The organism is Nonomuraea sp. NPDC050478 (assembly GCF_044458265.1).
GTDB classification, from domain to species: domain Bacteria; phylum Actinomycetota; class Actinomycetes; order Streptosporangiales; family Streptosporangiaceae; genus Nonomuraea; species Nonomuraea ferruginea.
This window is the reverse complement of the sequence record NZ_JBITHT010000004.1, coordinates 732078-756257: the sequence shown is the minus strand read 5'-3', so window position 1 is coordinate 756257 and position 24180 is coordinate 732078. Positions and strand designations below refer to the sequence as shown.

At 71.3% G+C, this 24180-nt stretch carries 23 protein-coding genes; 16 read left to right on the top strand and 7 right to left on the bottom strand.

Features of this window, described 5'->3' with window-relative positions; all coding sequences use genetic code 11:
• Positions 1-213: 213 nt before the first annotated feature.
• Together hrcA and dnaJ are read left to right on the top strand one after the other, a co-directional pair.
• On the top strand, positions 214-1233 hold the full coding sequence (gene hrcA, locus ACIBF7_RS23455; protein ID WP_148033491.1) for a heat-inducible transcriptional repressor HrcA: 1020 nt from the start codon (positions 214-216) through the stop codon (positions 1231-1233).
• An 11-nt stretch (positions 1234-1244) separates the two neighbouring features.
• A complete protein-coding gene (gene dnaJ, locus ACIBF7_RS23450) occupies positions 1245-2387 on the top strand; it encodes a molecular chaperone DnaJ (protein WP_148033490.1) in 1143 nt (380 codons plus the stop codon).
• A 27-nt stretch (positions 2388-2414) separates the two neighbouring features.
• Here the strand turns inward: dnaJ and ACIBF7_RS23445 are convergent, their stop codons facing one another.
• Positions 2415-5153, bottom strand: a complete 2739-nt coding sequence (locus ACIBF7_RS23445; protein WP_397198150.1) for a nitrate- and nitrite sensing domain-containing protein — start codon at positions 5151-5153, stop codon at positions 2415-2417.
• Positions 5154-5320: 167 nt separating this feature from the next.
• On the opposite strand from ACIBF7_RS23445, the gene ACIBF7_RS23440 reads away from it, so the two are divergent.
• Positions 5321-6046, top strand: coding sequence for a 16S rRNA (uracil(1498)-N(3))-methyltransferase (locus ACIBF7_RS23440; protein ID WP_271279863.1), 726 nt, complete (start codon positions 5321-5323; stop codon positions 6044-6046).
• Between the two features lie 61 nt (positions 6047-6107).
• On the opposite strand, the gene ACIBF7_RS23435 is transcribed toward ACIBF7_RS23440, so the two are convergent.
• Together ACIBF7_RS23435 and ACIBF7_RS23430 are read right to left on the bottom strand one after the other, a co-directional pair.
• Complete coding sequence (locus ACIBF7_RS23435) at positions 6108-6749, bottom strand: hypothetical protein (protein ID WP_397198149.1); 642 nt, start codon at positions 6747-6749, stop codon at positions 6108-6110.
• Complete coding sequence (locus ACIBF7_RS23430) at positions 6746-7258, bottom strand: SigE family RNA polymerase sigma factor (RefSeq protein ID WP_148034834.1); 513 nt, start codon at positions 7256-7258, stop codon at positions 6746-6748. Before ACIBF7_RS23430 ends, ACIBF7_RS23435 begins: the two co-directional genes overlap by 4 nt.
• 302 nt (positions 7259-7560) lie before the next feature.
• On the opposite strand from ACIBF7_RS23430, the gene ACIBF7_RS23425 reads away from it, so the two are divergent.
• From ACIBF7_RS23425 to era, 8 genes are all read left to right on the top strand, one after another.
• Positions 7561-7905, top strand: coding sequence for a histidine triad nucleotide-binding protein (locus ACIBF7_RS23425; protein WP_271279861.1), 345 nt, complete (start codon positions 7561-7563; stop codon positions 7903-7905).
• A 93-nt stretch (positions 7906-7998) separates the two neighbouring features.
• Positions 7999-9027: a PhoH family protein gene (locus ACIBF7_RS23420; protein WP_148034833.1), complete on the top strand. Its 1029-nt coding sequence runs from the start codon at positions 7999-8001 to the stop codon at positions 9025-9027.
• Complete coding sequence (gene ybeY, locus ACIBF7_RS23415) at positions 9024-9500, top strand: rRNA maturation RNase YbeY (protein ID WP_148033485.1); 477 nt, start codon at positions 9024-9026, stop codon at positions 9498-9500. The genes ACIBF7_RS23420 and ybeY overlap by 4 nt, the downstream gene beginning before the upstream one ends.
• Positions 9473-10792: a hemolysin family protein gene (locus tag ACIBF7_RS23410; RefSeq protein ID WP_378525157.1), complete on the top strand. Its 1320-nt coding sequence runs from the start codon at positions 9473-9475 to the stop codon at positions 10790-10792. Before ybeY ends, ACIBF7_RS23410 begins: the two co-directional genes overlap by 28 nt.
• 391 nt (positions 10793-11183) lie before the next feature.
• Entirely contained in the window at positions 11184-11723 is a 540-nt protein-coding gene (locus ACIBF7_RS23405) for a hypothetical protein (protein WP_148033483.1), read from the top strand.
• A 10-nt stretch (positions 11724-11733) separates the two neighbouring features.
• Positions 11734-12054: a cytidine deaminase gene (locus ACIBF7_RS23400; RefSeq protein ID WP_148033482.1), complete on the top strand. Its 321-nt coding sequence runs from the start codon at positions 11734-11736 to the stop codon at positions 12052-12054.
• Between the two features lie 2 nt (positions 12055-12056).
• A complete protein-coding gene (locus tag ACIBF7_RS23395; protein WP_397198148.1) occupies positions 12057-12533 on the top strand; it encodes an NUDIX domain-containing protein in 477 nt (158 codons plus the stop codon).
• Positions 12534-12550: 17 nt separating this feature from the next.
• A complete protein-coding gene (era, locus tag ACIBF7_RS23390; RefSeq protein ID WP_308248850.1) occupies positions 12551-13459 on the top strand; it encodes a GTPase Era in 909 nt (302 codons plus the stop codon).
• Here era and ACIBF7_RS23385 read toward each other — a convergent pair.
• From ACIBF7_RS23385 to ACIBF7_RS23370, 4 genes are read right to left on the bottom strand one after another with little or no spacing between them, the layout of a single operon-like run.
• The gene (locus ACIBF7_RS23385) at positions 13450-14874 is read right to left on the bottom strand and encodes an FAD-dependent oxidoreductase (RefSeq protein ID WP_397198147.1); all 1425 of its coding nucleotides are present in this window, start codon (positions 14872-14874) and stop codon (positions 13450-13452) included. The genes era and ACIBF7_RS23385 overlap by 10 nt on opposite strands.
• A gap of 28 nt (positions 14875-14902) precedes the next feature.
• Positions 14903-15361 carry a DUF3598 family protein gene (locus ACIBF7_RS23380; protein WP_397198146.1) on the bottom strand — a complete coding sequence of 153 codons (459 nt, stop codon included), beginning with the start codon at positions 15359-15361 and terminating at the stop codon, positions 14903-14905.
• On the bottom strand, positions 15358-16800 hold the full coding sequence (locus tag ACIBF7_RS23375; RefSeq protein WP_397198145.1) for an aldehyde dehydrogenase family protein: 1443 nt from the start codon (positions 16798-16800) through the stop codon (positions 15358-15360). Before ACIBF7_RS23375 ends, ACIBF7_RS23380 begins: the two co-directional genes overlap by 4 nt.
• Before the next feature lie 9 nt (positions 16801-16809).
• Positions 16810-17850 (bottom strand): nitrilase-related carbon-nitrogen hydrolase, encoded by a 1041-nt coding sequence (locus ACIBF7_RS23370; protein ID WP_148033477.1) that lies wholly within the window; start codon positions 17848-17850, stop codon positions 16810-16812.
• 185 nt (positions 17851-18035) lie between these two features.
• On the opposite strand from ACIBF7_RS23370, the gene ACIBF7_RS23365 reads away from it, so the two are divergent.
• From ACIBF7_RS23365 to ACIBF7_RS23345, 5 genes are all read left to right on the top strand, one after another.
• Positions 18036-18854 carry a hypothetical protein gene (locus ACIBF7_RS23365; RefSeq protein ID WP_397198144.1) on the top strand — a complete coding sequence of 273 codons (819 nt, stop codon included), beginning with the start codon at positions 18036-18038 and terminating at the stop codon, positions 18852-18854.
• Complete coding sequence (locus ACIBF7_RS23360) at positions 18854-20608, top strand: FAD-binding protein (protein WP_397198143.1); 1755 nt, start codon at positions 18854-18856, stop codon at positions 20606-20608. Before ACIBF7_RS23365 ends, ACIBF7_RS23360 begins: the two co-directional genes overlap by 1 nt.
• Positions 20605-21570, top strand: coding sequence for a VOC family protein (locus tag ACIBF7_RS23355; RefSeq protein ID WP_397198142.1), 966 nt, complete (start codon positions 20605-20607; stop codon positions 21568-21570). The genes ACIBF7_RS23360 and ACIBF7_RS23355 overlap by 4 nt, the downstream gene beginning before the upstream one ends.
• A gap of 111 nt (positions 21571-21681) precedes the next feature.
• Positions 21682-22914 carry an ABC transporter substrate-binding protein gene (locus ACIBF7_RS23350; protein ID WP_397198141.1) on the top strand — a complete coding sequence of 411 codons (1233 nt, stop codon included), beginning with the start codon at positions 21682-21684 and terminating at the stop codon, positions 22912-22914.
• A gap of 35 nt (positions 22915-22949) precedes the next feature.
• A complete protein-coding gene (locus ACIBF7_RS23345) occupies positions 22950-24179 on the top strand; it encodes an ABC transporter substrate-binding protein (RefSeq protein WP_397198140.1) in 1230 nt (409 codons plus the stop codon).
• Position 24180 lies beyond the last annotated feature (1 nt).

Below are 24180 nucleotides of genomic sequence, written 5' to 3'. Positions count from 1 at the left end.
CAAAAGGAGGATCCTGCCCTGAAGGCGGATCAACAGGCCGCTGGGGTGGATTGTCGTTCATGTCGGCAATTGTGATGCTTGTCGTTCACGCGTGCCAGCAGCGGGGACAACGGTGTTATCGCACCCTGTGAGCGAGACCCGTACACTTGGCACTCGGGAACACAGAGTGCTAGGTCTGGCGTTTCCCTGAAAGCGGCGGTAGGAGGTGCGCACGTGCTCGACGATCGGAAGCTCGCGGTGCTACGCGCCATTGTCGAAGACTACGTTTCGACCAACGAACCGGTGGGCTCCAAGGCGCTCGCCGAGCGTCACAATCTGAAGGTGTCGCCGGCGACCGTGAGAAACGACATGGCGGCGCTGGAGGAGCAGGGCTACATCGCCCAGCCCCACACCAGCGCCGGGCGCGTGCCGACGGACAAGGGCTATCGCCTGTTCGTCGACAGGCTCTCCCAGGTCAAGCCCCTGTCGGGGGCCGAGCGCCGGGCCATCGAGACGTTCCTGGCGGGAGCGGTCGACCTCGACGACGTGGTGATGCGCACGGTGCGGCTGCTCGCGCAGCTCACCCGCCAGGTCGCCGTCGTGCAGTACCCGACGCTCAACCGCTCGACCGTGCGCCACGTCGAGCTGGTGCCGCTCCACGACCGCCGCGTCATGCTGGTGCTGATCACCAACATGGGCCGCGTCGAGCAGCGCATGGTCGAGCTGCCCGAGGTGGTGGAGGAGCACCGCATCGCCCACATGCGCGGGGTGCTCAACGACTGCCTCGACGGCTGCGGCCTGAGCAGCGTGCCCGAGCTGGTCTCGGACCTGCCCGAGCGGCTGCCGGTCGACGAGCGGCCGGCGATGGCCACGATCCTGTCCGTCCTGCTGGAGACGCTCGTCGAACGGCACGACGAGAAGATCGTGTTCGCCGGGGCGGCCAACCTCGCCGGCGCCGACCTCAGCGTCGGCCTGCGCGAGGTGCTCGAAGCGCTGGAAGAGCAGGTGGTGCTCATGCGCCTGCTCGGCGAGACTTCCTCAGACACACCTTCCGCCCTCACCGTGCGCATCGGATCGGAGAACGCCTACACCGGACTGCGGGGCACGTCCATCGTCGCGACGGGATACGGTCAAGGCGACAACCAACTGGCCCGGCTCGGCGTTCTGGGCCCCACCAGGATGGACTACCCCGTGACGATGGGCGCCGTGCGCGCGGTGGCACGCTACGTCAGCCAGATTCTGGCTGCATCTTAAGAGGTCGATAAGTGGCAAACAGCGACTATTACGCCGCCCTCGGGGTGCGCCGTGACGCCAGTCAGGACGAGATCAAGAAGGCCTACCGCCGGCTGGCCCGCGAGCTGCACCCCGACGTGAACCCTGACCCCGCCACGCAGGAGCGGTTCAAGGAGATCACGCAGGCCTACGAGGTGCTCTCCGATCCGAACAAGCGCCAGATGTACGACCTGGGCGGCGACCCGTTCGGCGGCGCCGGGGCGGGTGCGCCGGGCGGCGGCTTCGGCGCCGGCTTCCCGTTCAGCGACATCATGGACGCGTTCTTCGGCACCGCCACGGGCGGCGCCCGCGGCCCGCGCTCGCGCGCCCGCCGCGGCCGCAACGCGACGATCCGGGTCGAGCTCGACCTGCGCGAGACCGCGTTCGGCACCACCCGGGAGCTCCAGGTCGACACGGCCGTGCTGTGCGAGGTGTGCCAGGGCGTCGGCGCGGCGCCCGGCACCCACCCCGACACCTGCGACATGTGCAACGGCCGCGGCGAGATCTCCCAGGTCACCCGGTCCTTCCTCGGGCAGGTCATGACCACGCGGCCGTGCCCGCAGTGCGGTGGCTTCGGCAGCATCATCCGCCACCCGTGCCAGGAGTGCTCGGGCGACGGCCGGGTCCGCACCCGCCGCACGATCAAGGTCCGCATCCCCGCGGGCGTCGAGGACGGCACCCACATCCAGCTCGCCGGCGAGGGCGAGATCGGCCCCGGCGGCGGCCCGCCCGGCGACCTCTTCCTGGAGATCGTCGAGCGCTCCCACGAGATCTTCGAGCGGCGCGGCGACGACCTCCACTGCACCGTCCAGATCCCGATGACGGCCGCCGCGCTCGGCACCGTGCTCACCGTCGAGACCCTCGACGGCGCCGAGGAGATCGACGTCCGCCCCGGCACGCAGTCGGGTCAGGTCATCACCATGTACGGCCGCGGCGTGCAGCGCCTCAACGAGACCGGCCGCGGCGACCTGCTCATCCACGTGAACGTGGAGACCCCGTCCCGCCTCGACCCCCCGCAGGAGGAGCTGCTGCGCGAGCTGGCCAAGCTGCGCGGCGAGGAGCGGCCGCCGGGCAAGTTCGCGCCCGGCCAGCAGGGTTTCTTCTCCCGTCTCCGCGACGCCTTCAACGGCCGCTGACGACGGGACGCGGCGGCGGGCGGCCGGTCACCGGGACCCGTTGACCGCCTCCGCGGGCTGCACGGCCAGGAGTTCCTCCGGGAGGGTCACCTGTGCCGTGACGCCGCGGCCGGGCGACGGGTGCAGCGACACCCGCACGCCCAGCCGCTCGGCCAGCCTGCCCACCACGTGGTGGCCCAGGCAGCGGGTCGGCGCCACCAGGAAGCTCTGCTCGCCCCGCAGCCGGGCGTTGGCCGCGGCCAGCTCCCCGGCCGTCATGCCCATGCCGTAGTCGGAGATCGTGACGCGGCACTCACCCTCGGCGGCCCGTGACACCACGTCCACCTCCGACTCGGGCGGCGAGTAGCCCAGCGCGTTCTCCATCAGCTCGGCCAGCATGTGCGCCACCTCCGCCACCACCGGACCCCGCACGTGCGCCCGGCCCACCACCCGCAGCGCCACCCGGTGGTGCTCCTCGACCTCGGCCAGCACCGACCGGAGCACCTCGTCCACCGGCACCGGTTCCGACGAGCGCCGCTGCCCCCGCGTGCCGGTCAGGACCAGCAGGCTCTCGGCGTTCCTGCGCAGACGGCTGGTCACGCGGTCCAGCTCGCACAGCCTGGCCAGCACGGCGGGGTCCGACTCGTCGCGCTGCAGCACGCTGATGAACGTCAGCTGCCGGTGCACCAGATCCCGGTGCCGCGTCCCCAGCTCGCCCAGCGACGCGGCCGCGTCCCGCCGGATCGCCGCCCGCCCGGCCGCGATCCGCACCGCCGCCTCATGCATGTCACCCAGCGCCCCTGCCAGCCGCGCGAACTCCCCAGCGGTTCCCCCGCTCCGGATCGCCCCGCTGACCTTGTCCGAGCCCTTCCCACCATAGGAGGCGCCCCCGAAGCCCGAAGCGGTCCCCCGCGCGGGCTCCTCACCGAGGCGGAACGTGCTCTCGTACGGAGGCTCGCCTCCCTGGAGGTGCTTGTCGCGGGATGTGCTTTCGTACGGCGGCGCGACCTCCAGAGGGTGCTTGTCCAGGGTTGTGTTCTCGTGCGTGGGCTCGACCCTGAGGGGGTGCTTGCTGGGAAGTGAGTGGGCTCTGTCGCTGAGTGGGTGTTTGACGCGGAATGGGAGGCCTGGGACTTCGCGTGAGTGGTCCGGGTGCGCGTCCGAGGTCGGGCGGCTCGCCAGCTGGCCTGGAGTCCCGGCTCTGCGGGTTTCTCTCCCGTACGAGGCATTTCCGAGGCTTGGAAGGCGTGCGGACGGCAGAGGGAAAGAGGCGTCGTAGGCGCGCCACAGGTGGGCGGGGCGAGTCCCCGGGGCGTGGAGGCCGGACGGGGGCGTGCCGGGGACGGCGAGGCGGGGCGTCTCCGCGGCCTCCAGGGTGGCGATGTGGCGCGCCAGGGCGGTGGCCTCGCCGGTGAGCCTGCGGAGGGGGCGCGTGATCGAGCGTGCCATGAGCGCCCCCAGCGCCCCCATGACCAGCAGGAACGCGGCACCCAGACCGGCCAGCCAGGTCAGGTGCCGGGTGTGGCGTTCGCGGGTCGCCGTCGCCAGGACATGTGCTTCGCGTCCGGCCGCGTGCTGCACGGCGCGCAGGGCGTCGGCGTAGGCGTCGCCGGCCGAGAGCCAGGTACGCGTGCGGACCGTCAGGGGCGTGCCGGGGGAGGCGGCGATGGCCCGGCGTTCCAGCCGCGCCGTCCTGGCCGCCGGAGCGCCCCGCTGCGTCCGCTCCAGCGCGGCCACGCCTTGAGGGCCGGCGGTTCGGCGGTACCGGTCCAGGGCGTCGGTCATGGAGGCGCGGGCCTCCAGGAAGGTGATGTACTCGCCCTGGGTGAACGCGCCCGTCGCGAAGGCCGCCGTGACCACCGCCCGTTGCCGTGCGGCCGCCTCCTTGGCCCGGCTGATGGCCTCCAGCGCCTGCAACCGTCTCAGCAGCGACGGGTCTGACCGGCCGACCTCCGTGCCGAACGACCCGTCGGCCAACTCCGTGATCACATCGGTGAACGCCTCGAAGACGTCCTGCCGCACCTTCGGCCCCCTGTCCACCGGCGCCCTCCGACCAACGGACGCACCGATCTCGGCACCGACGCCTTCGGCCTCGCCGGTCAAACCCTGGGTGGAAGTCACGCCGGCGACCCCCGTCCCTTCGGTACCGGCCACCGCGTCCTGAGTAGGGGTCACGGCGGGGTCTGAGGCACCTTCGGCGGTCCTGTCGAGGGTGGGGTTCGCGGCGCCATCAGCGGTCATGTCCCACGTGGGCGGCGCGACGCCATCGGTGGTTGTGGTCAGGGTGGCGGCTCCTGGGCTCACGAGCGCGCCGTAAGGGCCCACCAGGGGCGCGGTCGGTGTGGGAGTCGCCTGCCGGGTGCGGGAAAGGGGGCCGCCGGGAGTGGCGGGGGCGTCGGGGGACAGGGCGAGGGCCGGGGTGCCGGTGCGAGGGCGGTCGAGGGTGGGGAGGCGGGCGAGCGCGTCGCGTACTGGTCCGTACGCGGTGGGAGGGGCGGTGGCGAGCAGGTGGGAGAGGGCCGAACGGGCGTGGTCGGTGGCGTGGCGGGCGGGGACGAGATCGGGCCTGACGCGCGGCTCGCCGGCGAGCAGCGCCGCGAGGAGGGCACGTTCGCGCTGGAGCGCGTGGACGAGATCCTGGACGGCGAGCACCAGTGTCACGTGCCGGGCCGTGGCGTCGGCGTCGGCGCGGGCGTGCAGGCGGGCCGCCGCCTCCGCGGCCATCCCGGTGATCAGCAGGAGTGTGGGCACGGCCAGCACGAGCACGAGACGCGTCCTGACGCGCATCGGCCGCGACACGTGCTCTCGGACACCGCCCGGTTCTGGCGCGCGTTGGCGAGCGGGAGAGACGGCCATCGACCCCCTCGTAGAGTGATCTCAGGAAGGCTGCACGGGACACGATATTGCGCAGGGTGTTCGTGTGGTTGCGTAACGTGGAGAATCCGAGGTGGCTGGTGACGGTTCCGGTGTTCCTGACGGGCGAGCTCGACGGCCCCGAGCTGGTGCTCGGCGGCCCCGAAGGGCGTCACGCGGCCACCGTCAGGCGGTTGCGGCCCGGGGAGCGGGTGGATCTCACCGACGGGGCGGGGTCGGTGGCCGAGTGCGTGGTGCGCGAGGTGCTCAAGGACTCGCTGCGGGTGGAGGTCCGGGGCAGGTACGAGGTCGCGCCGCCCAGGCCGAGACTGGTCGTCGTGCAAGGGCTGCCGAAGGGTGACAGGGGCGAGCTGGCGGTCGAGATGATGACCGAGGCCGGTGTCGACGTGATCGTTCCCTGGCAGGCCTCGCGGAGCATCACCCAGTGGAAGGGCGACAAGGTGGCCAAGGCGCTGCAGCGCTGGCGGTCGACGGCCCGCGAGGCGGGCAAGCAGGCCCGGCGCTTCCATCTGCCCGAGGTGACCGAGCCGGTCTCGACGGCCGGAGTGGTGAAGCTGCTGGCCGGGGCGGCGCTGGGGCTGGTGCTGCACGAGGAGGCCGCGGCGCCGCTGTCGCGGGTGGCGCTCCCGGACGACGGTGACATCGTCGTCGTGGTCGGGCCCGAGGGCGGGGTGTCGGAGCCTGAACTGGCGGAGTTCCTGGCGGCGGGGGCCACGCCGGTGCTGCTGGGGCCGACGGTGCTGCGCACCTCGACCGCGGGGGTGGCCGCCGCGGCGGTCCTGCTCACCCGTACGGGACGCTGGTGACACCCGGGAGGGCCGGTGACGCGGGTGGGTGGGGGAGTGCGCGGCGGTCAGGGAAGGGGAGTCACGACGTGTTCGCGCTGATCAGAGGGCTGGGCATGTCCGAGATGGTCGGCACCGGGTCCAGCGTCGAGCACTCCTCGTCCGGGCAGGGCGTCGGCGTGGGTGACACCTCCGGCTCGGACGGCGAAGGCGTCGGCGGATCGTCGGCCTCAGGGCAGTCGGCCGGCTGCTCCGCCTGGTCGGCCGTCGACGGGCAGGGGGTCGGCGTGGGGGTGGGCGTGGGCTTGGCGGTCGATCTGGCCGTCTCCGAGGGGCGGGGCTCCTGCTTCTGCGACGGCTCGGACGACGTCGGCGGCGGTACGACCAGAGGCTCGCTCTCCCGTACGGTCGACTTGGGCGAGGCGGGCCGGCTGGTCGAGGACTTCGCCGGCGGGGTGGCGCTGGAAGTGGTGCGCACCTCGAGATAGGGCGCCTCGACGACGCGCTGGCGCAGGTCGGGCACCACCATCACGATCGTGCCCGCCACCAGCACCGCGCTCGCCGCGGCCGCCCCGGTCCGCCACCAGAAGAGGTTGCGCGCGCCGCGCCGCTCGATCTTCGTACGGATGAGGTCGAGCCCGTCCGGCGAGGGCACGACCGCGTCCGCCTCCGCACGGAGGGCACGGCGCAGGACCTCGCCGTACTCGTCGGGGGGCTGGGTCATGACATCTTCTCCAGGACGGAACGCAGGGCGGCCATGCCACGTGCCGTGTGGCTCTTCACCGCCCCCTTGCTGATGCCCATGGCGTGGGCGATCTCGGCTTCGGACAGATCACCGTAGTAACGAAGGACCAGTGCCTCCCTCTGGCGAGACGGTAGCGCCCGCAACGCCTCGATGACCGCGGACCGTTCGAACTCGCCGATGGCGCCGTGCTCCGCGCTCGGCGCGTCGGGCAGGCCCTTGGGGGCGTACTTCTCCACGACCGCCCGATGGCGCAGCACGGACCGGGACCTGTTGACGACGGACTGCCGTAGGTAGGCGAGCGCCTTGTCGGGGTCACGCAACCTGCGCCAGGCGCCGTGGATGGCGACGAACGCATCCTGCACGACTTCCTCCGCGGTTGCCATGTCGCGCACCAGCAACACGGCGAGACGAACTAATGACCGAAAATGCGCACTGTAAAGCGCGGTCACGGCCATGTCGGCGTCCCACCCGACCGGCACCGCCCCCATGGATCTGTCGACCAGGAGGGTTTCGGTGGTCACATCAGTGGGACGCGCGGCCTTCCCTGACGGTTTACGTTCTTCCGGTTCCTTTGGGGGCATGACCCAGTTGTGTCCTCGCCAGGTGGTCTCGCCCGAGGCTGAATCGTTCGCTGCGATGGTGCACTGACACCCTAACCGCGGGGATCTTCGGGTGCCACGACGGATCCGGTCACCGATTCGCAACGCTGATCAGCGTACATGCCGAGCAGCAGGTCAGGGTCGTCGAGGCTTACGGACAGGAGAGCCACCCCTATCGGTAAGGTGATCGGATGACAGACTGCCTGTTCTGCAAGATCGTGGCCAAGGAGATCCAGGCCGAGATCGTCTACGAGAACGACGGGGCGCTCGCGTTCCGCGACATCAACCCGCAGGCCCCCACCCACGTCCTCGTCATCCCCAAGGAACACCACGCAGACGCCGCCGCGCTGGCCCGCGCCGACCAGGGGCTGGCCGACGAGGTGCTCAAGGCCGCGCACGCGGTCGCCGTCCAGGAAGGCGTGGCCGACGAGGGCTACCGGGTCGTGTTCAACACCGGACCCGGCGCCGGGCAGACCGTCTTCCACGTGCACGCGCACGTTCTGGGCGGCCGCAACCTGACATGGCCGCCCGGCTGATATTGCCGCGAGGAAACGTTCCGCCCCCGGATACGATGGGTGAAGAAGATAAGCCCTCGAGACCGGGAGGCATCAGGCCACGCTGGCCTGCCCATGTCCGAACTACACGAATCCCGACGCACGGCACCTCCAACGCGCACACAAGCCAAGGTGCTGATTCCGGACGAGTACCCCATGGTCAGCCTCCTGGGCTCCCGCGACGAGCTGCTACGCGTCATCGAGGGCGCCTTCAAGGCCGACATCCACGTCCGCGGCAATGAGATCACCGTCACCGGCAGCCCCGACGAGAGCGGCACTGTCGTCCGGCTCTTCGAGGAGCTGGTCGAAGTGCTGCGCAGCGGCGGCGACCTCACACCCGACGCCGTCGAGCGGAGCATCGCCATGCTCCGGATGACCTCCGAGCGCCCGGCCGAAGTGCTGTCGCTCGACATCCTGTCCTCGCGCGGGCGCACCATCCGCCCCAAGACGGCCAACCAGAAGCGCTACGTCGACGCCATCGACAAGCACACGGTCGTGTTCGGCATCGGCCCCGCCGGCACCGGCAAGACCTACCTGGCGATGGCCAAGGCGGTCCGGGCGCTCCAGGAGAAGCGGGTCAACCGCATCATCCTCACCCGCCCGGCGGTCGAGGCCGGCGAACGGCTCGGCTTCCTGCCCGGCACGCTGTACGAGAAGATCGACCCCTACCTCCGGCCGCTGTACGACGCGCTGCACGACATGGTCGACCCCGACTCGATCCCCAAGCTGATGGCGGCGGGCACGATCGAGGTGGCGCCCCTCGCGTATATGCGCGGTAGGACCCTTAACGACGCATTCATCATCCTTGATGAGGCGCAGAACTCGTCGGCCGAGCAGATGAAGATGTTCCTGACGAGGCTCGGGTTCAACAGCAAGATCGTGGTGACCGGTGACGTGACGCAGGTCGACCTGCCGGCGGGCACGGTGAGCGGTCTGCGGGTGGTGCAGGAGATCCTCGACGGCATCGACGACATCCACTTCTCGCAGCTGACGAGCGCCGACGTGGTGCGTCACAAGCTGGTGAGCGAGATCGTCGACGCCTACGGCCGCTATGACGCCCTGCGCACTCCCGAACCGATTCAGCAGCGGGGTAAGCGACGATGAGCATCGAGATCAACAACGAGTCCGGGGTGGGCGTCGACGAGGAGTCGCTCGTCGCGCTGTCCACCCACGTGCTGTCCGAGATGGGCATCAACCCGCTGGCCGAGCTGTCGCTCGTGGTCGTCGACGAGAACGTGATGGCCGAGCTGCACGAGAAGTGGATGGGCGAGCCCGGCCCGACGGACGTGCTCGCCTTCCCGATGGACGAGCTGCGGCCCGGCGGCGGCGCCAGGGGCGAGTCCGAGGGGCCGGCCGATCCGGCGCTGCTGGGTGACGTGGTGCTGTGCCCCCAGGTGGCGGCGCGGCAGGCGGAGGAGGCCGGGCACAGCGCTCAGGACGAGATCGAGTTGCTCTGCACCCATGGCATCCTGCATCTGCTCGGTTACGATCATGCGGAGCCTGAGGAGCACAAGGAGATGTTCGGTCTTCAGGCGCGGTTGCTCGAAGGGTGGCGGGAGGTGCGCAGCTCGCGGTGAACGCCTGGTTGCCGTTGGCCATCGTCCTCGTTGTGGTCGGTGGCCTGATCGCCAGCACGGAGACGGCGCTGACGCGGATCTCACGGGTCCGCGCCGAGGAGGCCGTGCGCGACGGCAGGCGTGGCGCTCAGCGGCTGCACGCCATCGTCACGGACGCGCCGCGCTATCTGAACCTGCTGCTCCTGCTGCGGCTGAGCTGTGAGCTGGTCGCGACGGTGATCGCGACGTTGCTGTTCATCGATCTGATGGACGATCAGGGCTGGGCCTACTTCTCCGCGGCCGCGGTGATGATCCTGGTGAGTTACGTGATCGTGGGCGTGATGCCGCGCACGCTGGGCCGTCAGCACGCCGAGCCCATCGCGCTCGCGGGGGCGCCGATCGTGTACGGGCTGACGAAGATCTTCGGCCCCCTGCCGAAGCTGCTCATCCTGCTGGGCAACGCGCTGACCCCGGGCAAGGGGTTCCGCGACGGTCCGTTCACCTCGGAGGCCGAGCTGCGTGACCTGGTCGACCTGGCCGAGGAGCGCCGGGTGATCGAGCCCGACGAGCGGGAGATGATCCACTCGGTCTTCGAGCTGGGCGACACGCTGGTGCGTGAGGTGATGGTGCCGCGCACCGACATGGTCTACATCGAGCGGGGCAAGACGCTCAGGCAGGCGCTGTCGCTGGCGTTGCGGAGCGGTTTCTCGCGGGTCCCGGTGGTGGGCGAGAACGAGGACGACGTGATCGGCATCGCCTATCTCAAGGACATCACCCGCCGGGTGCACGAGTCGGGCGGTGACGGCGAGAAGGAGACGGTCGAGTCGATCATGCGGCCGGCGACGTACGTGCCGGAGAGCAAGCCGATCGACCAGTTGCTGCGTGAGATGCAGGCGAGGCAGACGCATCTGGCCATCGTGATCGACGAGTACGGCGGCACCGCGGGTCTGGTCACGATCGAGGACGTGCTGGAGGAGATCGTCGGGGAGATCACCGACGAGTACGACCAGGAGGCGCCGCGGGTGGAGCCGATGCCCGACGGCGGGGTGCGGGTGACGGCGCGGATGCCGGTCGACGAGCTGGGCGAGCTGTTCGACGCCGAGATCGAGGTCGACGACGTGGAGACGGTCGGTGGCCTGCTCGCGCACGCGCTGGGGCGGGTGCCGATCGCGGGGTCGAGGGCTGAGGTGGCGGGGCTTGAGCTGACCGCGGAGAGCCTGGCCGGCCGGCGCAACCGGATCAGCACGGTGGTGGTGCGGCGGGTCCGGGCCGATCAGGACGACGCGGTGCCGGCCGCGGCGGAGCAGGAGTGACCTCTGCCCGGTTCGCGGCAAGCGGTCGTCAAGCGAGTTGCAAGCGGGGTCCGCGAGTCTGTTTCCCGGCACCCTGTGCGGTGGGTGCCGGAGGGGGAAGCGCCCCGCCGCAGGGGGGTTCACGCGGCAGGGCGCTCCTGGGGGGACGACAACGTTCTGGCCAGCTAGCCGGTCGGACGTTGTTCGGCGTAAAGGGTGCTCTCGTCCGGATAACCGGGCGAGGGCACCCTTTTAGCGTTTGATCGTTTATTGGTAACTCCGGTGGATTGCCGTTTTCGCTGCTCGGGGAGGCTGGGCACCGGGGGGAATCATGAAACGCGGAACCCGGATCATCGTCTGTGGGCTCCTGGCCGGCGCTCTTGCGGCCTGCGGAGGCACAGAGGGGCTCGACGTGCGCGCGCTTGCCCACATGAAGGAGATCCTCAGCAAGGAGCCACGGCTGCCCGACGGTTTCTCACCGCGCTCGGAGCAGGCGTGGCGGGCGCCGTTCACGCCGGCCGACCGCAACTGCCGGGCGGTGCTCGACGCGGCCGGTGGCCGGGCGCCGGAGCGAGGGCTGACCGCGCAGGCCGCGGCCAGCTACCAGGGCGACGAGCTGGGCGAGCAGGTCGGGGTGGGGCTGGCCAGGTACGCCGGTGCGGCCGACGAGCACATGGCCGCGCTGGCGGGGTCGCTGAGGGCGTGCAGGGAAGTGCGTGCCAAAGGCGGCACCCACCTGACCGCCACGCTGGTGCCGGTGGCGGACGTGGGGGACGAGGCGGTGTCGGGCGAGCTGCGCGGCCGGCTGAACGGCTACCCGTACGCGCTGGACGTGGTGCTGGCCCGTTCGGGCGACATGCTGGTCTCGCTGGTGCACACGAGCATGGCCGAGGTGGAGCCGCAGCGCACCCGTCAGCTCCTCGACGCCGTGATGCGGATGGCCAGCCCCTAACCTTGTCCTCGTGACACTCGATCCTGAAGACAGCAAGATCATTACCTTGGCGCGGGCGTCGCGGGCCCGCAACGGCTCCGCCGAGGGCGCGGCCGTGCGCGACGAGACCGGCCGCACGTACGCGGCCACCGACGTGACGCTGGCGGCGCTGCGGCTGTCCGCCGTGCAGGTGGCGGTGGCGACGGCGGTCTCGAGCGGCGCCCGCTCGCTGGAGGCGGTGGCGCTGGTCACCGGCGGCGACGGGCCGTCCGACGACGACCGGGCCGTGGCGGCGGAGCTGGGCGTGACGGCCATCCTGGTGGCCGGCCCCGACGGCGCGCTGCGGGGCTGAGCATGCCGATGTCGCCCTACCTCGCGGAGGTGCGCGCCAAGCTGGGGCCCGACCTGCTGATGATGCCGTCGGTCTGCGGCTGCGTGTTCGACGACGAGGGCCGGCTGCTGCTGGCCCGCCACGGCGACGTGGACCTGTGGGCGGCGCCGGGCGGCGCCGTGGACCCCGACGAACGCCCGGAGGCGGCCGTGCGCCGCGAGCTGCGCGAGGAGCTCGGGATCGACGTGCGGGTGCGCGGCCTGATCGGCGTCTACGGCGGGCCGGAGTTCCGGGTGCGCTACCCGAACGGCCACGAGTGCGCTTACATGATCGCGGTGTACGGATGCGCGCTCGTGTCGGGCACCCCCACCCCCGACGACGACGAGATCAGCGAAGCCAGGTGGGTCCGGGAGGACGAGCTGCGCGGGCTGCCGACGACGTCGTGGACACCGCTGGTGATGCCCGAGGTGTTCGCCTGGTGGCGCGCGCAGGCCTCCTGATGGGCGAGAATCACTATGTGACCTCGCCAGACAGCCATCGCGCCGGATTCGCCTGCTTCGTGGGGAGGCCGAACGTCGGCAAGTCCACGCTCATGAACGCCCTGGTCGGCACGAAGGTGGCGATCACCTCGTCGAAGCCGCAGACGACCAGGCGGGTGATCAGGGGCATCGTACACCGCCCCGACGCGCAGCTCGTCATCGTCGACACGCCGGGGCTCCACCGCCCGCGCACCCTCCTCGGCGAGCGGCTCGACAGCCTGGTCCTGTCGACGCTGACCGAGGTCGACGTGATCGGGTTCTGCGTGCCGGCCAACGAGCCGATCGGCAAGGGCGACCGGTTCATCGCGGGCAAGCTCGCGGCGGTCAAGAAGACGCCGGTGATCGCCGTGGTCACCAAGTGCGACCTGGCGAGCAAGGAGCAGATCGCCAAGCAGCTGGTGGCGGTGTCGGAGATCGAGGAGTTCGCCGACGTGGTGCCGGTGTCGGCGCAGTCGGGCGAGCAGCTCGACGTGCTGGCCGACGTGCTGGTGCGCCACCTGCCCGAGTCGCCGCCGCTGTACGAGGACGGCCGGTTGACCGACGAGCCGGAGCAGGTGCTGGTCGGCGAGCTGATCCGGGAGGCGGCGCTGGAGGGCGTGCGCGACGAGCTGCCCCACTCGATCGCGGTCGTGGTCGACGAGATGCTGCCCAGGGCCGACCGCGACGACCTGCTCGACATCTACGCCCACATGTTCGTCGAGCGGCCGTCGCAGAAGGCCATCGTCATCGGCCGCAAGGGCGAGCGGCTGCGCGAGGTCGGCACCAACGCCCGCAAGCAGATCGAGGCGCTGCTCGGCACCCGCGTCTACCTCGATCTGCGCATCAGCGTGGCCAAGGACTGGCAGCGCGACCCCAAGCAGCTGCGCAGGCTCGGCTTCTACGACTGAGCCAGGCGGCGGCCGAGCAGCCGGCCGAAGGTGATCGCTGGGGTGACGAGCATGCCGGAGCAGAAGCTCTGCCCGCAAGTGGCGGCGGCGCCGATGACCTCGCCGATGGCGTAGAGGCCGGTGATGGGCTCGCCGTCGGCCCGGCGCACTCTGAAGCCGTCGTCGATGTCCAGCCCGGCGAACGTCACCAGCGAGATGGCGTGGTTGCGGATCGCGTAGAAGGGCGCCTCGGCCAGCGGCAGCGGCAGGTGGACGCGGCCGAAGTCGGGGTCGGACCCGGCGGCCACCGCCTCGTTGTAGCGGGCCGCGGTGGCGACCAGCCCTTCGGCGTCGATGCCGGTCTGTGCGGCCAGCTCCTCCAGCGTGGCGGCGCGGTGCACGCCCTCGCGCACCCCGGCCTGGGCGCGCAGCTCCTCGGGCGTCCAGCCGACCACGAGCGGGCGGCCCGACCGGGTCGACTCCAGCATCGCGTCGTCGAACACGGTCCAGAACGTCATGTCCGGGATGCGGGTGAGCGCGCGCTCCTTGGTGTCGATGGACGGCTCGTCCTCGGCCACCCAGCGGCGCCCGGTCCTGTCCACGTAGATCTCGACGGGCGGGCGCTCGGCGGCGACGAGCAGCTGCCGGTCGGACCAGTTGGCCTTGCCCGGGGTGGTGGGGTGGGGCAGGCCGCCGAAGCTCGGCAGGAACGAGCCGGTGCCCTGGATGCCCGCGTCGAGCTCCCTGGCCAGCAGGATGCCGTCGCCGGTGGAGGTCGGGTGGGCGGCCGACACCAGCGGCGCGCCCTCCAGCTCCAGGAACAGCTCCGGCTCCGCGGCGAACCCGCCGGTGGCCAGCACCACGTGGCGGGCGCTCACCCGTACGTCCTGGCCGTCGCGCAGGACGGTGACGCCGGTGACGCGGCCGTCGCCGCCCGTCAGCAGCTCGATCACGGGGGCGTTCTTACACAGCTCCAGGCGGCCGGTGGCGGTGGCGTCGGCGAGCACCCGCTCGTACACCTCCAGGATCGACACCGCCTCGTCCACGCCGTAGTAGGTGCGCGCGGTCGTGTACGGCTCGTGCCCGTAGATGACGCGCGGCGTCTCCGGCGCGAAGCGGAAGCCGAGACCGTCGAGCCAGTCGACGGTCTCGGCGGCGTTCTCCACCACGGTGCGGACGAGGTCCTCGCGGACGGTGCCGCCGCTGATGCGGCGGATGTCGGCCAGGTGCGCCTCGACGGAGTCGGCGATGCCGCGCTCGGCCTGCCGCCGCGTCCCCGCGGCCGCCATGTGGCCGCCGGAGATGTGCAGCGTGCCGCCGACGCGGTGGTCCTTCTCCACCAGGAGCACCCGGGCGCCGCCGTGCGCGGCCTCCGCCGCGCACGGGATGCCCGCGGTGCCCGCGCCCACCACCACGAGGTCGTAGTCCAGTTCCACCAGTGATTCTCCTGAGATTCGGGTACGGTCAGGCGCCGGCCGGCACGTACCAGCGTTCGGGCTCGGCGCCGGGGACGCGGCGCTCCTCGATGACGGTGAGGCGGCTCAGCGCGCCGTCCTCGAAGTGCTGCCACAGGCGGGTGCGATAGTCGCCGGTGGGCATCGACATCTCGACGATGCGCTCCCGCGGGCGGTCGTTCCAGCCGAAGGTGAACACGATGGCCTGGTCGCCGGCGCGGGCGGTGGCGCCCCACATCTCGGTGTCGACGAACTCGACGGAGTCGCCGTCGACGATCGCGCGGTAGTGCCGCACCGCCGGTTCGGCGCCCTCACGCAGGTAGACGACCTTCTCGGTCCAGTCGGTGCCTTCCATCCGGCCTTCCTGACGGCTGGGGTAGCGCTCCAGCACGGTGCCGTCGGGGGCGAGCACGGTGTAGGTGCCCTCCCACACTCCGGACATGTCGCGCAGGATGTCGGCGATGGTCATCGTTCCTCCGTCTGGGTGGGGGTGCCGTCGTAGTACCAGGGGCGGATGCCGGCGCTGCCCCGCATGAGCAGGGCGCGGCGGCGGAGGAAGCGCCGCACGGACGGCGGCCCCATGCGGGACGCGCCGAGCCCGGACGACTTGAAGGAGTTCTTCTCCGCTTCGGGGAACATGCCGGTCAGGCAGACGTCGTTGACGCTGACCGCCCCGGCCTCCAGCCGGTGCGCGACCGGGGCGGCCTGCTCGGCGGTGGCGGCGAAGACGGCCGCGCTCAGCCCGAACTCGGTGTCGTTGGCGAGCGTGACGGCCTCGTCCTCGCCGTCGAAGGGCATGATCGGGATGATCGGGCCGAACGTCTCCTCGCGCATCACCCGCATGGAGTGGTCGACGCCGGTCAGCACGGTGGGCCGCAGATAGGCGCCGCCGCCGAGATACTGGATCGTGCCGCCGGTCCGGATCACGGCGCCCTTGGCGACGGCCTCCTCCAGTTGCTCGCGGATGACGTCCACCTGGGCGTCGCTGATGATCGGCCCGATCTGGCCGTCGCCGATGTCCGGGTACGCGAGCTCGACCTGTTCGGCCTTGGCCACCAGCGCCTCGGTGAACTCCTCGACCACCGCGTGGTCCACGTACACCCGCTCGATGGACATGCAGGAGTGGCCGGAGTTGATCGTCGAGCCCCACAGGATGGCGGAGGAGGCGGCGTCCAGGTCGGCCGAGGCGGTGACGATCGCCGGGTCCTTGCCGCCCAGCTCAAGGAAGGCGGGGATGAAGTGCTCGGCGGCCGCGCGGCCCACCGCGCGGCCGGTGCGCACGCTGCCGGTGAAGCACACCGCGTCGGCCACCGCGACCATGGTGGCGCCGGTGGCGCCGTCGCCCTCCACCACGGTGAGTACGCCCGCCAGCTCCTCGACCTCGGCCACGCACGCGCGCAGCACGGGGATGAAGCGCGGCGTCACCTCGCTCGGCTTCAGCAGCACCGCCGACCCGGCCAGCAGGGCGGGCACCGCGTCGATGAGGGCGAGCTGGAACGGGAAGTTCCACGGCGAGATCACCGCCACGACCGGGTACGGCACCAGGTCGCCGGTTACATGCACGTCGGGGTCGGCGGTGGGGGCCGGATCCTCCGGGGCGAAGGCGGCTTCGGCGTACCGGCAGGTGCGCTCGATGCTGGTCAGCACCGAGTCGACCTCCAGCTGCGAGACCCAGCGGCGTCCCGTGTCGGTCTCCAGCCGGGCGACCAGCTCGTCGCGGTGCCGGGTGACCGCGTCGCCGAACGCGCGCAGCGCCTCGGCGCGCCGCTCGACCGGCTGGGCGGCCCACGCGCTCTGGCGGGCGCGCAGCGCGCCCGCGGCGGCGATGATCTCGTCGTCGCCCGCGGCGACGATGGTGTGGTCCGGGGTGCCGGTGCGGGGGTTCCGGACGTGGATCTCCCTGGGCATGTCGCCTCCTCAGATGAGGCCGTCGCCGGCCAGCCGTTCGATGACGGCACGCTGGGTGGTCACGAAGTGCTCTCGCCCGGTCTCGCCGGGCCGCACCGTGTCGGGCGGGTAGAAAGAGGTGCGGGCGTAGCTGGCCGCGTAGAGCTCGAACCGCTGGCGGGGGAGCAGGTTCATCATCTCCGGGGTCCTGCGGGCCCGGCGCAGCGCGGCCAGGTCGATCTCCGCGTTGGCGGCCATCGTCTCGCCCTGACCGGCCTTGGCCAGCACGAGGCCGCGGTGGTCGACGATCTGGCTGCCGCCGTCGCCGGAGGCCGCGGGCATGCCGGTGCCGTACAGGCCGCCGGTGTTGGCGGAGACCACGTACGCGCCGTTCTCCACGGCGCGGGCCAGCTTGGCCACGTTCTTCGGCGAGAGGAGCGCGCTGCACACCTCCGACGAGCTGTGCAGGAACACCTCCGCGCCGCGCATGGCCAGGCAGCGGGCCACCTCGGGGAAGAGGATCTCCTCGGAGGCGATCGCGGCGAGCGTGCCGATCTCGGTCCTGGCGACGGGGAAGAGCGCGTCCTCGCCGTAGACGGCCAGGTAGCGGTCCAGGATGTCGTGCGGGGTCACGGCGTACATCGAGTTGAGCCGCCGGTAGCGGAGCACGGTCTCGCCCGCCGGGTCGAAGACGACCGACGCCTGGAAGTAGACGCCCGGGAAGTGCTCGTCCGTCTCGTAGCCGTTGACGCACAGGAAGACGCCCGCGTCCCTGGCGATGTCCGCGAGCCGGGCGTACTCCGGGCCGCCCGGCGCCAGGGCGGCGCGGTCGCACCACTCCTGGAACGGCTCCCCGATGGGGTGGCCGGTCAGCAGGTACTCCGGCAGGACGACCAGCCGCACGCCGGGGCCGACGAACCGCTTGGTCGCGGTGACCTGCTCGTGCACGCGGTCGACGGCGGCCCGTATCTGGTCGCGGGCGGCGGCCGCGCTCTCGGCGCGGTTGACGGCATGACAGGCGGTCTGCAGGGCGACAGCACGGTACGCGGTCGCGGGCGGATCCTGGGACACCCGATGCTCCTGTTCCACTCCATGAAACGGCGTTTCTGGTTTCTACAGGTTGGACTATAGGAAGCGCGCCGCGCAAGAGGAGGGAACCGTCCAACCTGCGACATCATTGACAGTCGGCGACATCCCGCCTTAGTTTGAAACACCGTTTCGAGGGACGGAACAGTCTGGATCTGCGGAGGTGCGGCTTGTCGCTGGGAGCGATCGTCGAGGCGGTCATCGCCTGCAGGGATGTCGGAGCGTCGGCCGCCTTCCATGCCAGAGCCTTCGGGCTCGACGTGCTGGCGGACGACGGGCGGGAGGCGCTGCTCGGCGTCGAGGGCGTGGACACCGGCCGGATCCGCCTCGTGCCCGGGGCGGACGCGCCCGACCCTCAGCTCTGGGACGTCGGCCCCCGCCTGCTCGGCATGTACTCGCGTGACCTGGCGCGCACCACCCGGCTGATCGACGAGGCGGGCGGCAGGTCCAGGGAGATCGTGACCTACCCGTACGGAGCCGCGTCCCTGACCGAGGCCGTGGCCCTGGGCGCGGACGGCGTGTGGTGGACGCTGCCGCAGGCGGGCGCCGGTCACCGGCCCAGCCCCGCGCTGGAGCGCGACCCCGGCCGTCTGCACGGCGAGCTGCACACCGCCGTCATCGTGCCGCGGGACCATGACGCCGCGCTGGCCTTCTTCACCGCGGGCGGCGGGCTCAAGGTGCTGTTCGACGGGGAGATGAGCGGCCCGCCGTTCGACCGGATGACCGGCATGCCGGCGGACGCGAGCCTGCGGCTGTCGTTCCTGGTCTCCGCCGACCAGGCTCCGGCCCGTCTGGAGATCATGTCCTTCACCGGCGTCGACGCGGCCGACCTGTCGGACCGGCCGCTCGGCCTGCGGCGGGTGGTGTTCGCCGCGGACGACCCGGCGGCCACGGCCGCGGAGCTGGAGCGTCACGGCGGCGAGCGGCTGGGCGAGCTGCTCCTGCGCGGTCCCGCTGGGCTGGAGATCCAGCTGACCGGAGGCGCGTGATGAGCGCGGGGAACGGTGGCGCGAACGGCGCGGGGAACGGTGGCGCGAACGGCGCGGGGAACGGTGGCGCGAACGGCGCGGGGAACGGTGGCGCGAACGGCGCGGGGAACGCCGAGGATCTGGGGCGTTACGACGTCATCGTGATCGGCGCGGGCGGGGCCGGGATGTGCACGGCGATCGAGGCCGCCGTCGCGGGCGCGAGCGTGCTGGTGCTGGAGAAACAGAGCCGGATCGGCGGGATGCTGCACATCGCCAACGGCGAGTTCAGCGGGGCCGGGACCCGCCGCCAGCGCGAGCGCGGCATCGACGACAGCCCCGAGCGCCACTTCGAGGACGTGCTGCGTCTCTCCCACGGCAAGGTGGACGAGAAGCTGGCCTGGAAGTCGGTCAAGGCGCAGGGCGAGACCGTCGACTGGCTCGACGGCCAGGGCTTCGACTTCCATCCCGACACCCCTGGCCTGGTGCACGGGCACGAGGTGTACTCGGTGCCGCGCACGTACTGGGGCGTCAAGAGCGGCCTGTCGGTGGTGAAGCCGCTGAAGCGGCGGCTGGAGGAGCAGATCGAGGCCGGCCGCGTACGGCTGCTGCTGAACACCCGCCTCACCGGCGCGATCGTCGACGCCGACGGCCGCGTCACCGGCATCACCGCGACCACCGCGCCCGGCGCGACCACCGCGACCAGCGCGACCAGCGCGACCAGCGCGACCAGCGCGACCAGCGCGACCAGCGCGACCAGCGCGACCAGCGCGACGAGCGCGACCAGCGCGGCCGGCGCGGCCGGCGCGGCCGGCGCGGCCACCGCCGCGAATGGCGCGAACACCGCGACTGCCGCGACCGCTGTAGGCGGTGCTGGCGGTGACGTCGTCGCGCATGGGGGCGCGGTCGTGTTGGCCACTGGCGGCTATGACGCCAACCCCGGCCTGCGCAATCGCTTTCTGCCGTCCGGCTGTGAGAGCGCGCTGATCGGCTGTCTGCCGCATGCCACCGGTGACGGCCTGGAGTTGGCCATGGGGCTCGGCGCGCGGGTGAGCCGCGACGGTTACTTCATCCCCGTGATGGGGCTGATCCCGGACCCGGGTCAGGAGGGCTTCGCGGTCGACTACCGTGAGGCGTTCATCGAGGTCGCGCCCGCGTACCGGACCCCGTACGAGATCTGGGTGAACGACCGGGGCGAGCGGTTCGTCGCGGAGGACGGCAGCAGCCCGGAGCACCGCGAGCGGGCGCTGCTGGAGCAGCCGCGGATCGCCATGCACGTCGTGTGGGACCGGGCGATCGCCGAGACGGCCGAGCCGCTGATCCGCAACGGCGCCGGCGACTGGACCCGCGAGCGGATGCTGGCCGAGCTGGAGCGCGGCCGGTGGATCGCCGTCGCCGACACCCTTGAGGAGCTGGCCGCGAAGCTCGGCGTCGCGCCCGGGGGCCTGGCGGCCACCGTGGAGAGGTACAACGCCGCGGTGCGGGCCGGCCACGACGATGACTTCGGCCGCACCACGCTGCCGGCGCCGATCGAGCGGGCGCCGTTCTACGGGATCACCACGGTCGGGGCCTCCATCCTCAGCCGCGACGGGCTGCGCGTGAACGAGGACCTGGAGGTGCTGACCGAATCCGGCGCACCCCTCCCCGGGCTCTACGCGGTCGGGGAGATCCTCGGCAACAACGTGTTCGCCGGGGACAACTACGTCGGCGGCATGAGCGTGACACCGGCGATGACGCTCGGCCGCGAGCTGGGCGCCAGGCTGGGGGCGGGCCGATGAGCGAGCCGATCGGGAGCATCACGGCGGCGGTGCTCGGCGTCGCCGACTTCGGGCCGCACCTGGACTTCTACTGCGGCGAGCTGGGGTACGCGGTGGCGGCCGAGGGCGTGGTCGCGGCCGCCTACGCGGACCGGCTGTGGGGAGAGGGCGCCGGCGACGTGGAGGTGCGCTCGCTGGCCGCGGCGGGCGCCGCCACCGGCCGCATCCACCTGCTCAAGGTGAACGACCCGGTGGCGCCCGCCGTCCACCCGCACACGCTGGACCTGGGCGTGGCCGGCATCAACCTCTACACCCGCGACATCGCGGCCTCGTACGAGCGGCTGCGGGCGGCGGGCCATCCGTGGATCAGCCCACCGCAGGCGTACGACGTGCCCGTGGGGGAGCGGACCGTCCAGGTCGTGGAGGGTTACTGCCTCGGGCCCGGCGGAGTCCCCGTGGTGTTCGTCGAGCCGGCCGGCCCGCGTCCCACGGCCGCGTGGCTGGCGGACCCGGAACGGCGGCACACGGAGCTGACCTCCGTGGTCTGCCACGTACCCGACTTCGAGGCCGAGCTGCGTTTCTGGGCCGCGCTCGGCATGTCCGCAGGGTACGACGTGACGTTCGCCGCGCCGGGCCTGGACACGATGGCCGACCTGCCGCCGGGCACCCGGCTCAGGCTGGCTTTCCTGGCGGGCCCGGACGGCGGCACGACCCGTATCGAGATGATCCGGGCCGACCGGCCCAGAGTGGATCGGCGTTCCGCTCAGCGGCCCGCTCGCGGGCTCGGGCACACCGCCTGGTCCGCGCGTACGGACGATCTGGATGAGGCCGTGGCCCGCGCCGCCGGCGCCGGAGGGCGGGTCCGATGCCGGCCGTTCGCCGCGACCACACCGCTGCACGGCACATCGCGGCTGGCCATGGTGGAGACGCCGAACGGCGTCCACGTGGAGCTGTGGCAGCCGCGACATGTTTCGGATCGTTAAACATCAGACGTATCCGTTGACATCGGGACAGCCGCATTTCTAGGCTCCGTGTAACGCTGTTCCGCACATTGGAATTACTGGCTCGGGGGCATGAGAACAAGGAGGTGGCACATGCGTGGGACCGGACTTCGCTGGATCTCTGCGGCTGCCGTCAGCGCGCTGGTGCTCACCGGCTGTGCGAGCAAGGAAGAGCGCGCCCAGTCCGCCGGCGAAACGGGAAACGCCGGCTGGAGCGCGGGCGCCGACACCATAAAGATCGGGCTCATCGCCCCGATGACCGGCGCGTACGCGATCCTGGGCATCCTCCAGGAGAACTCCATCAGGGTGGAGATGGACCGCGTCAACGAGGCCGGCGGCGTCGGGGGAGCCAAGCTGGAGCTCGTCGTCCGCGACACCGCGCTCGACCCGGCCAAGGCGGTGCAGGCCAGCAACGAGCTGGTCGGCGACAGCCAGGTGCACTTCGTGGTCGGGCCCTCGCTGTCGGCCTTCTACAACGCGTCCAAGAACATCTTCGAGACCAACAGCAAGCTCAACTGCCAGCCGGGCGTCGGCACCGGCGACTTCGGCTCGCTGAAGTACGGCTTCCGCTCGCAGGACCCCAACAACCTGAGCGTCGAGAAGCTGGTGGAGTACCTCAAGGCCAAGGGCGTCAACTCGGTCGGGCTGGTCTACGAGGCCGACGACACCGGCAAGGCCATGGACGGTTACCTCAAGGAGTACGGCCCCAAGTACGGCGTCGAGTACAAGGGTTACCAGGAGACCCGCAACGACGACCAGTCCCACCGGCCCTACGTCGACGCGCTCAAGGACGCCGGCGCGATCATCGTCTCCAGCAACGCCAGCGGCGCCAAGACGATGGCCGCCGCTGCCGAGTCGGGCTACAAGGGCGTGATGGCCGGCACCTCAGGGCTGCAGAACGTCTCCTTCCTCGACGCCGCCCAGGACATGGCCGTCGGCTCGGTCTTCGCCGCGGGCAACGTAGAGTTCAACATCCGCGACCGCGCCACCTGGAAGCCCGGCTACCGCGCCCACGTGGAAGCCGTCGAGAAGAAGTACGGAGTGGTCGAGGGGCCGAAGTCGGGGGCCAAGATGCCCAAGGGCACGGCCATCGCCGGAGACTGCATCGTCGCCTTCGCCGCGGCGGCCGAGAGCGCCAAGTCGCTCGACGCGGACAAGCTCGCCACCGCCATGGAGCAGCTGAACATCCCCGACACCGAGACCGCCTCCGGCAACACGATCAAGCCGGCGGACCACGAGTTCTACCACATGGAAGACATTCACGTTTACCAGTGGGACAAGGACGCCGACGGCTGGTTCGTCACCGACGTCACACCTCAGTCCTGAGTCACCTGAAAGCCCCTGAGAGGAAGACCCCCGTGATGACGGTCACCACTGGTCGCAAGCTGCTGGCGCTGGCGAGCGCCACCCTGCTGCTCACCGCCTGCGCGAGCAAGGAAGAACGAGCCGGAGTCGAGCAGGCGGCCTCCGGCAGCGGCTGGAGCGCCGGCATGCCGGTCGTGAAGGTCGGGCTCATCGGCCCGGTGACGGGCGCGTTCGCCGTCGCGGGCATCTCCATGGAGAACTCGGTCAGGGTCGAGATCGACCGGCTCAACGCCGAGGGCGGCGTCGGCGGCGCCAAGCTCGAACTGGTCGTCCGCGACACCGCGCTCGACCCGGCCAAGGGGGTGCAGGCGGCCAACGAGTTCGCCGGTGACGACAGCGTGGGGCTGGTGATCGGCCCGGCGCTGTCGGCGTTCTACAACGCCGCCAAGCCCGTCCTGGAGAACGCCAAGAAGATCAACTGCCAGCCGATGGTCGCCACCGGCGACTTCACCTCGGTCAAGTACGGCTACCGGGCCCAGGACCCCGTCTCCCTGGACGTTCAGAAGATCATCGAGCACCTGAAGGCCGAGGGCATCACGTCCGTCGGCATCGTGTACGAGGGGGACGACGCGGGCAAGGGCACCGCGGCCGAGATCCAGAAGCAGGCCGAGGCCGCCGGGCTCACCTTCGCGGGCTTCCAGGAGACCCGCAACGACGACCAGTCGCACCGCGCGTACGTCGAGAACCTCAAGGACGCCGGCGCGATCTGGATCTCCAACTCGGCCGGCGGCGCCAAGACCATGGCCGCCGCCGGCGAGACCGGCTACAAGGGGCTCATCGTCGGCGGCTCCGGCGCCCGCAACATCTCCTTCGTCGAGGCGGCCGGTGACGCCGCGGACGGCGCGATCTTCAGCGCCACCTACTACCCGTACCCGGGCAAGGAAGGCCGCGACACCTGGAAGCCCGGTTACCGCACGCACATCGAGGAGATCGAGAAGCGGTTCGGCAAGAACACCGGCCCGAAGACCGGCGCAGAGTCGCCCAAGGCGGCCGAGATCGCCGCGGACTGCGTGCTCGCCTACGCCAAGGCCGCCGAGCAGGCCCAGTCGATCGACCCGGACAAGGTCGCGGCCACGCTCGACTCGATCGAGATCTCCGACCAGGAGACGCCTTCCGGCAACTCCATCAGCCCGGACAAGCACGAGTTCTTCGGCATCGACGACATCCACGTCTATCAGTGGAAGAAGGACGCCGACGGCTGGCACACGGTCGAAATCGGCAAGTGAC

Coding starts and splice junctions, on each gene's coding strand:
- ACIBF7_RS23350 (WP_397198141.1), top strand. CDS start 21,682: ATGCGTGGGACCGGACTTCGCTGGATCTCTGCGGCTGCCGTCAGCGCG.
- ACIBF7_RS23375 (WP_397198145.1), bottom strand. CDS start 16,800: ATGCCCAGGGAGATCCACGTCCGGAACCCCCGCACCGGCACCCCGGAC.
- ACIBF7_RS23355 (WP_397198142.1), top strand. CDS start 20,605: ATGAGCGAGCCGATCGGGAGCATCACGGCGGCGGTGCTCGGCGTCGCC.
- ACIBF7_RS23420 (WP_148034833.1), top strand. CDS start 7,999: ATGTCCGAACTACACGAATCCCGACGCACGGCACCTCCAACGCGCACA.
- ybeY (WP_148033485.1), top strand. CDS start 9,024: ATGAGCATCGAGATCAACAACGAGTCCGGGGTGGGCGTCGACGAGGAG.
- ACIBF7_RS23445 (WP_397198150.1), bottom strand. CDS start 5,153: ATGCGCGTCAGGACGCGTCTCGTGCTCGTGCTGGCCGTGCCCACACTC.
- ACIBF7_RS23360 (WP_397198143.1), top strand. CDS start 18,854: ATGAGCGCGGGGAACGGTGGCGCGAACGGCGCGGGGAACGGTGGCGCG.
- ACIBF7_RS23425 (WP_271279861.1), top strand. CDS start 7,561: ATGACAGACTGCCTGTTCTGCAAGATCGTGGCCAAGGAGATCCAGGCC.
- ACIBF7_RS23430 (WP_148034834.1), bottom strand. CDS start 7,258: ATGGGGGCGGTGCCGGTCGGGTGGGACGCCGACATGGCCGTGACCGCG.
- ACIBF7_RS23380 (WP_397198146.1), bottom strand. CDS start 15,361: ATGACCATCGCCGACATCCTGCGCGACATGTCCGGAGTGTGGGAGGGC.
- ACIBF7_RS23395 (WP_397198148.1), top strand. CDS start 12,057: ATGCCGATGTCGCCCTACCTCGCGGAGGTGCGCGCCAAGCTGGGGCCC.
- ACIBF7_RS23345 (WP_397198140.1), top strand. CDS start 22,950: ATGACGGTCACCACTGGTCGCAAGCTGCTGGCGCTGGCGAGCGCCACC.
- ACIBF7_RS23435 (WP_397198149.1), bottom strand. CDS start 6,749: ATGACCCAGCCCCCCGACGAGTACGGCGAGGTCCTGCGCCGTGCCCTC.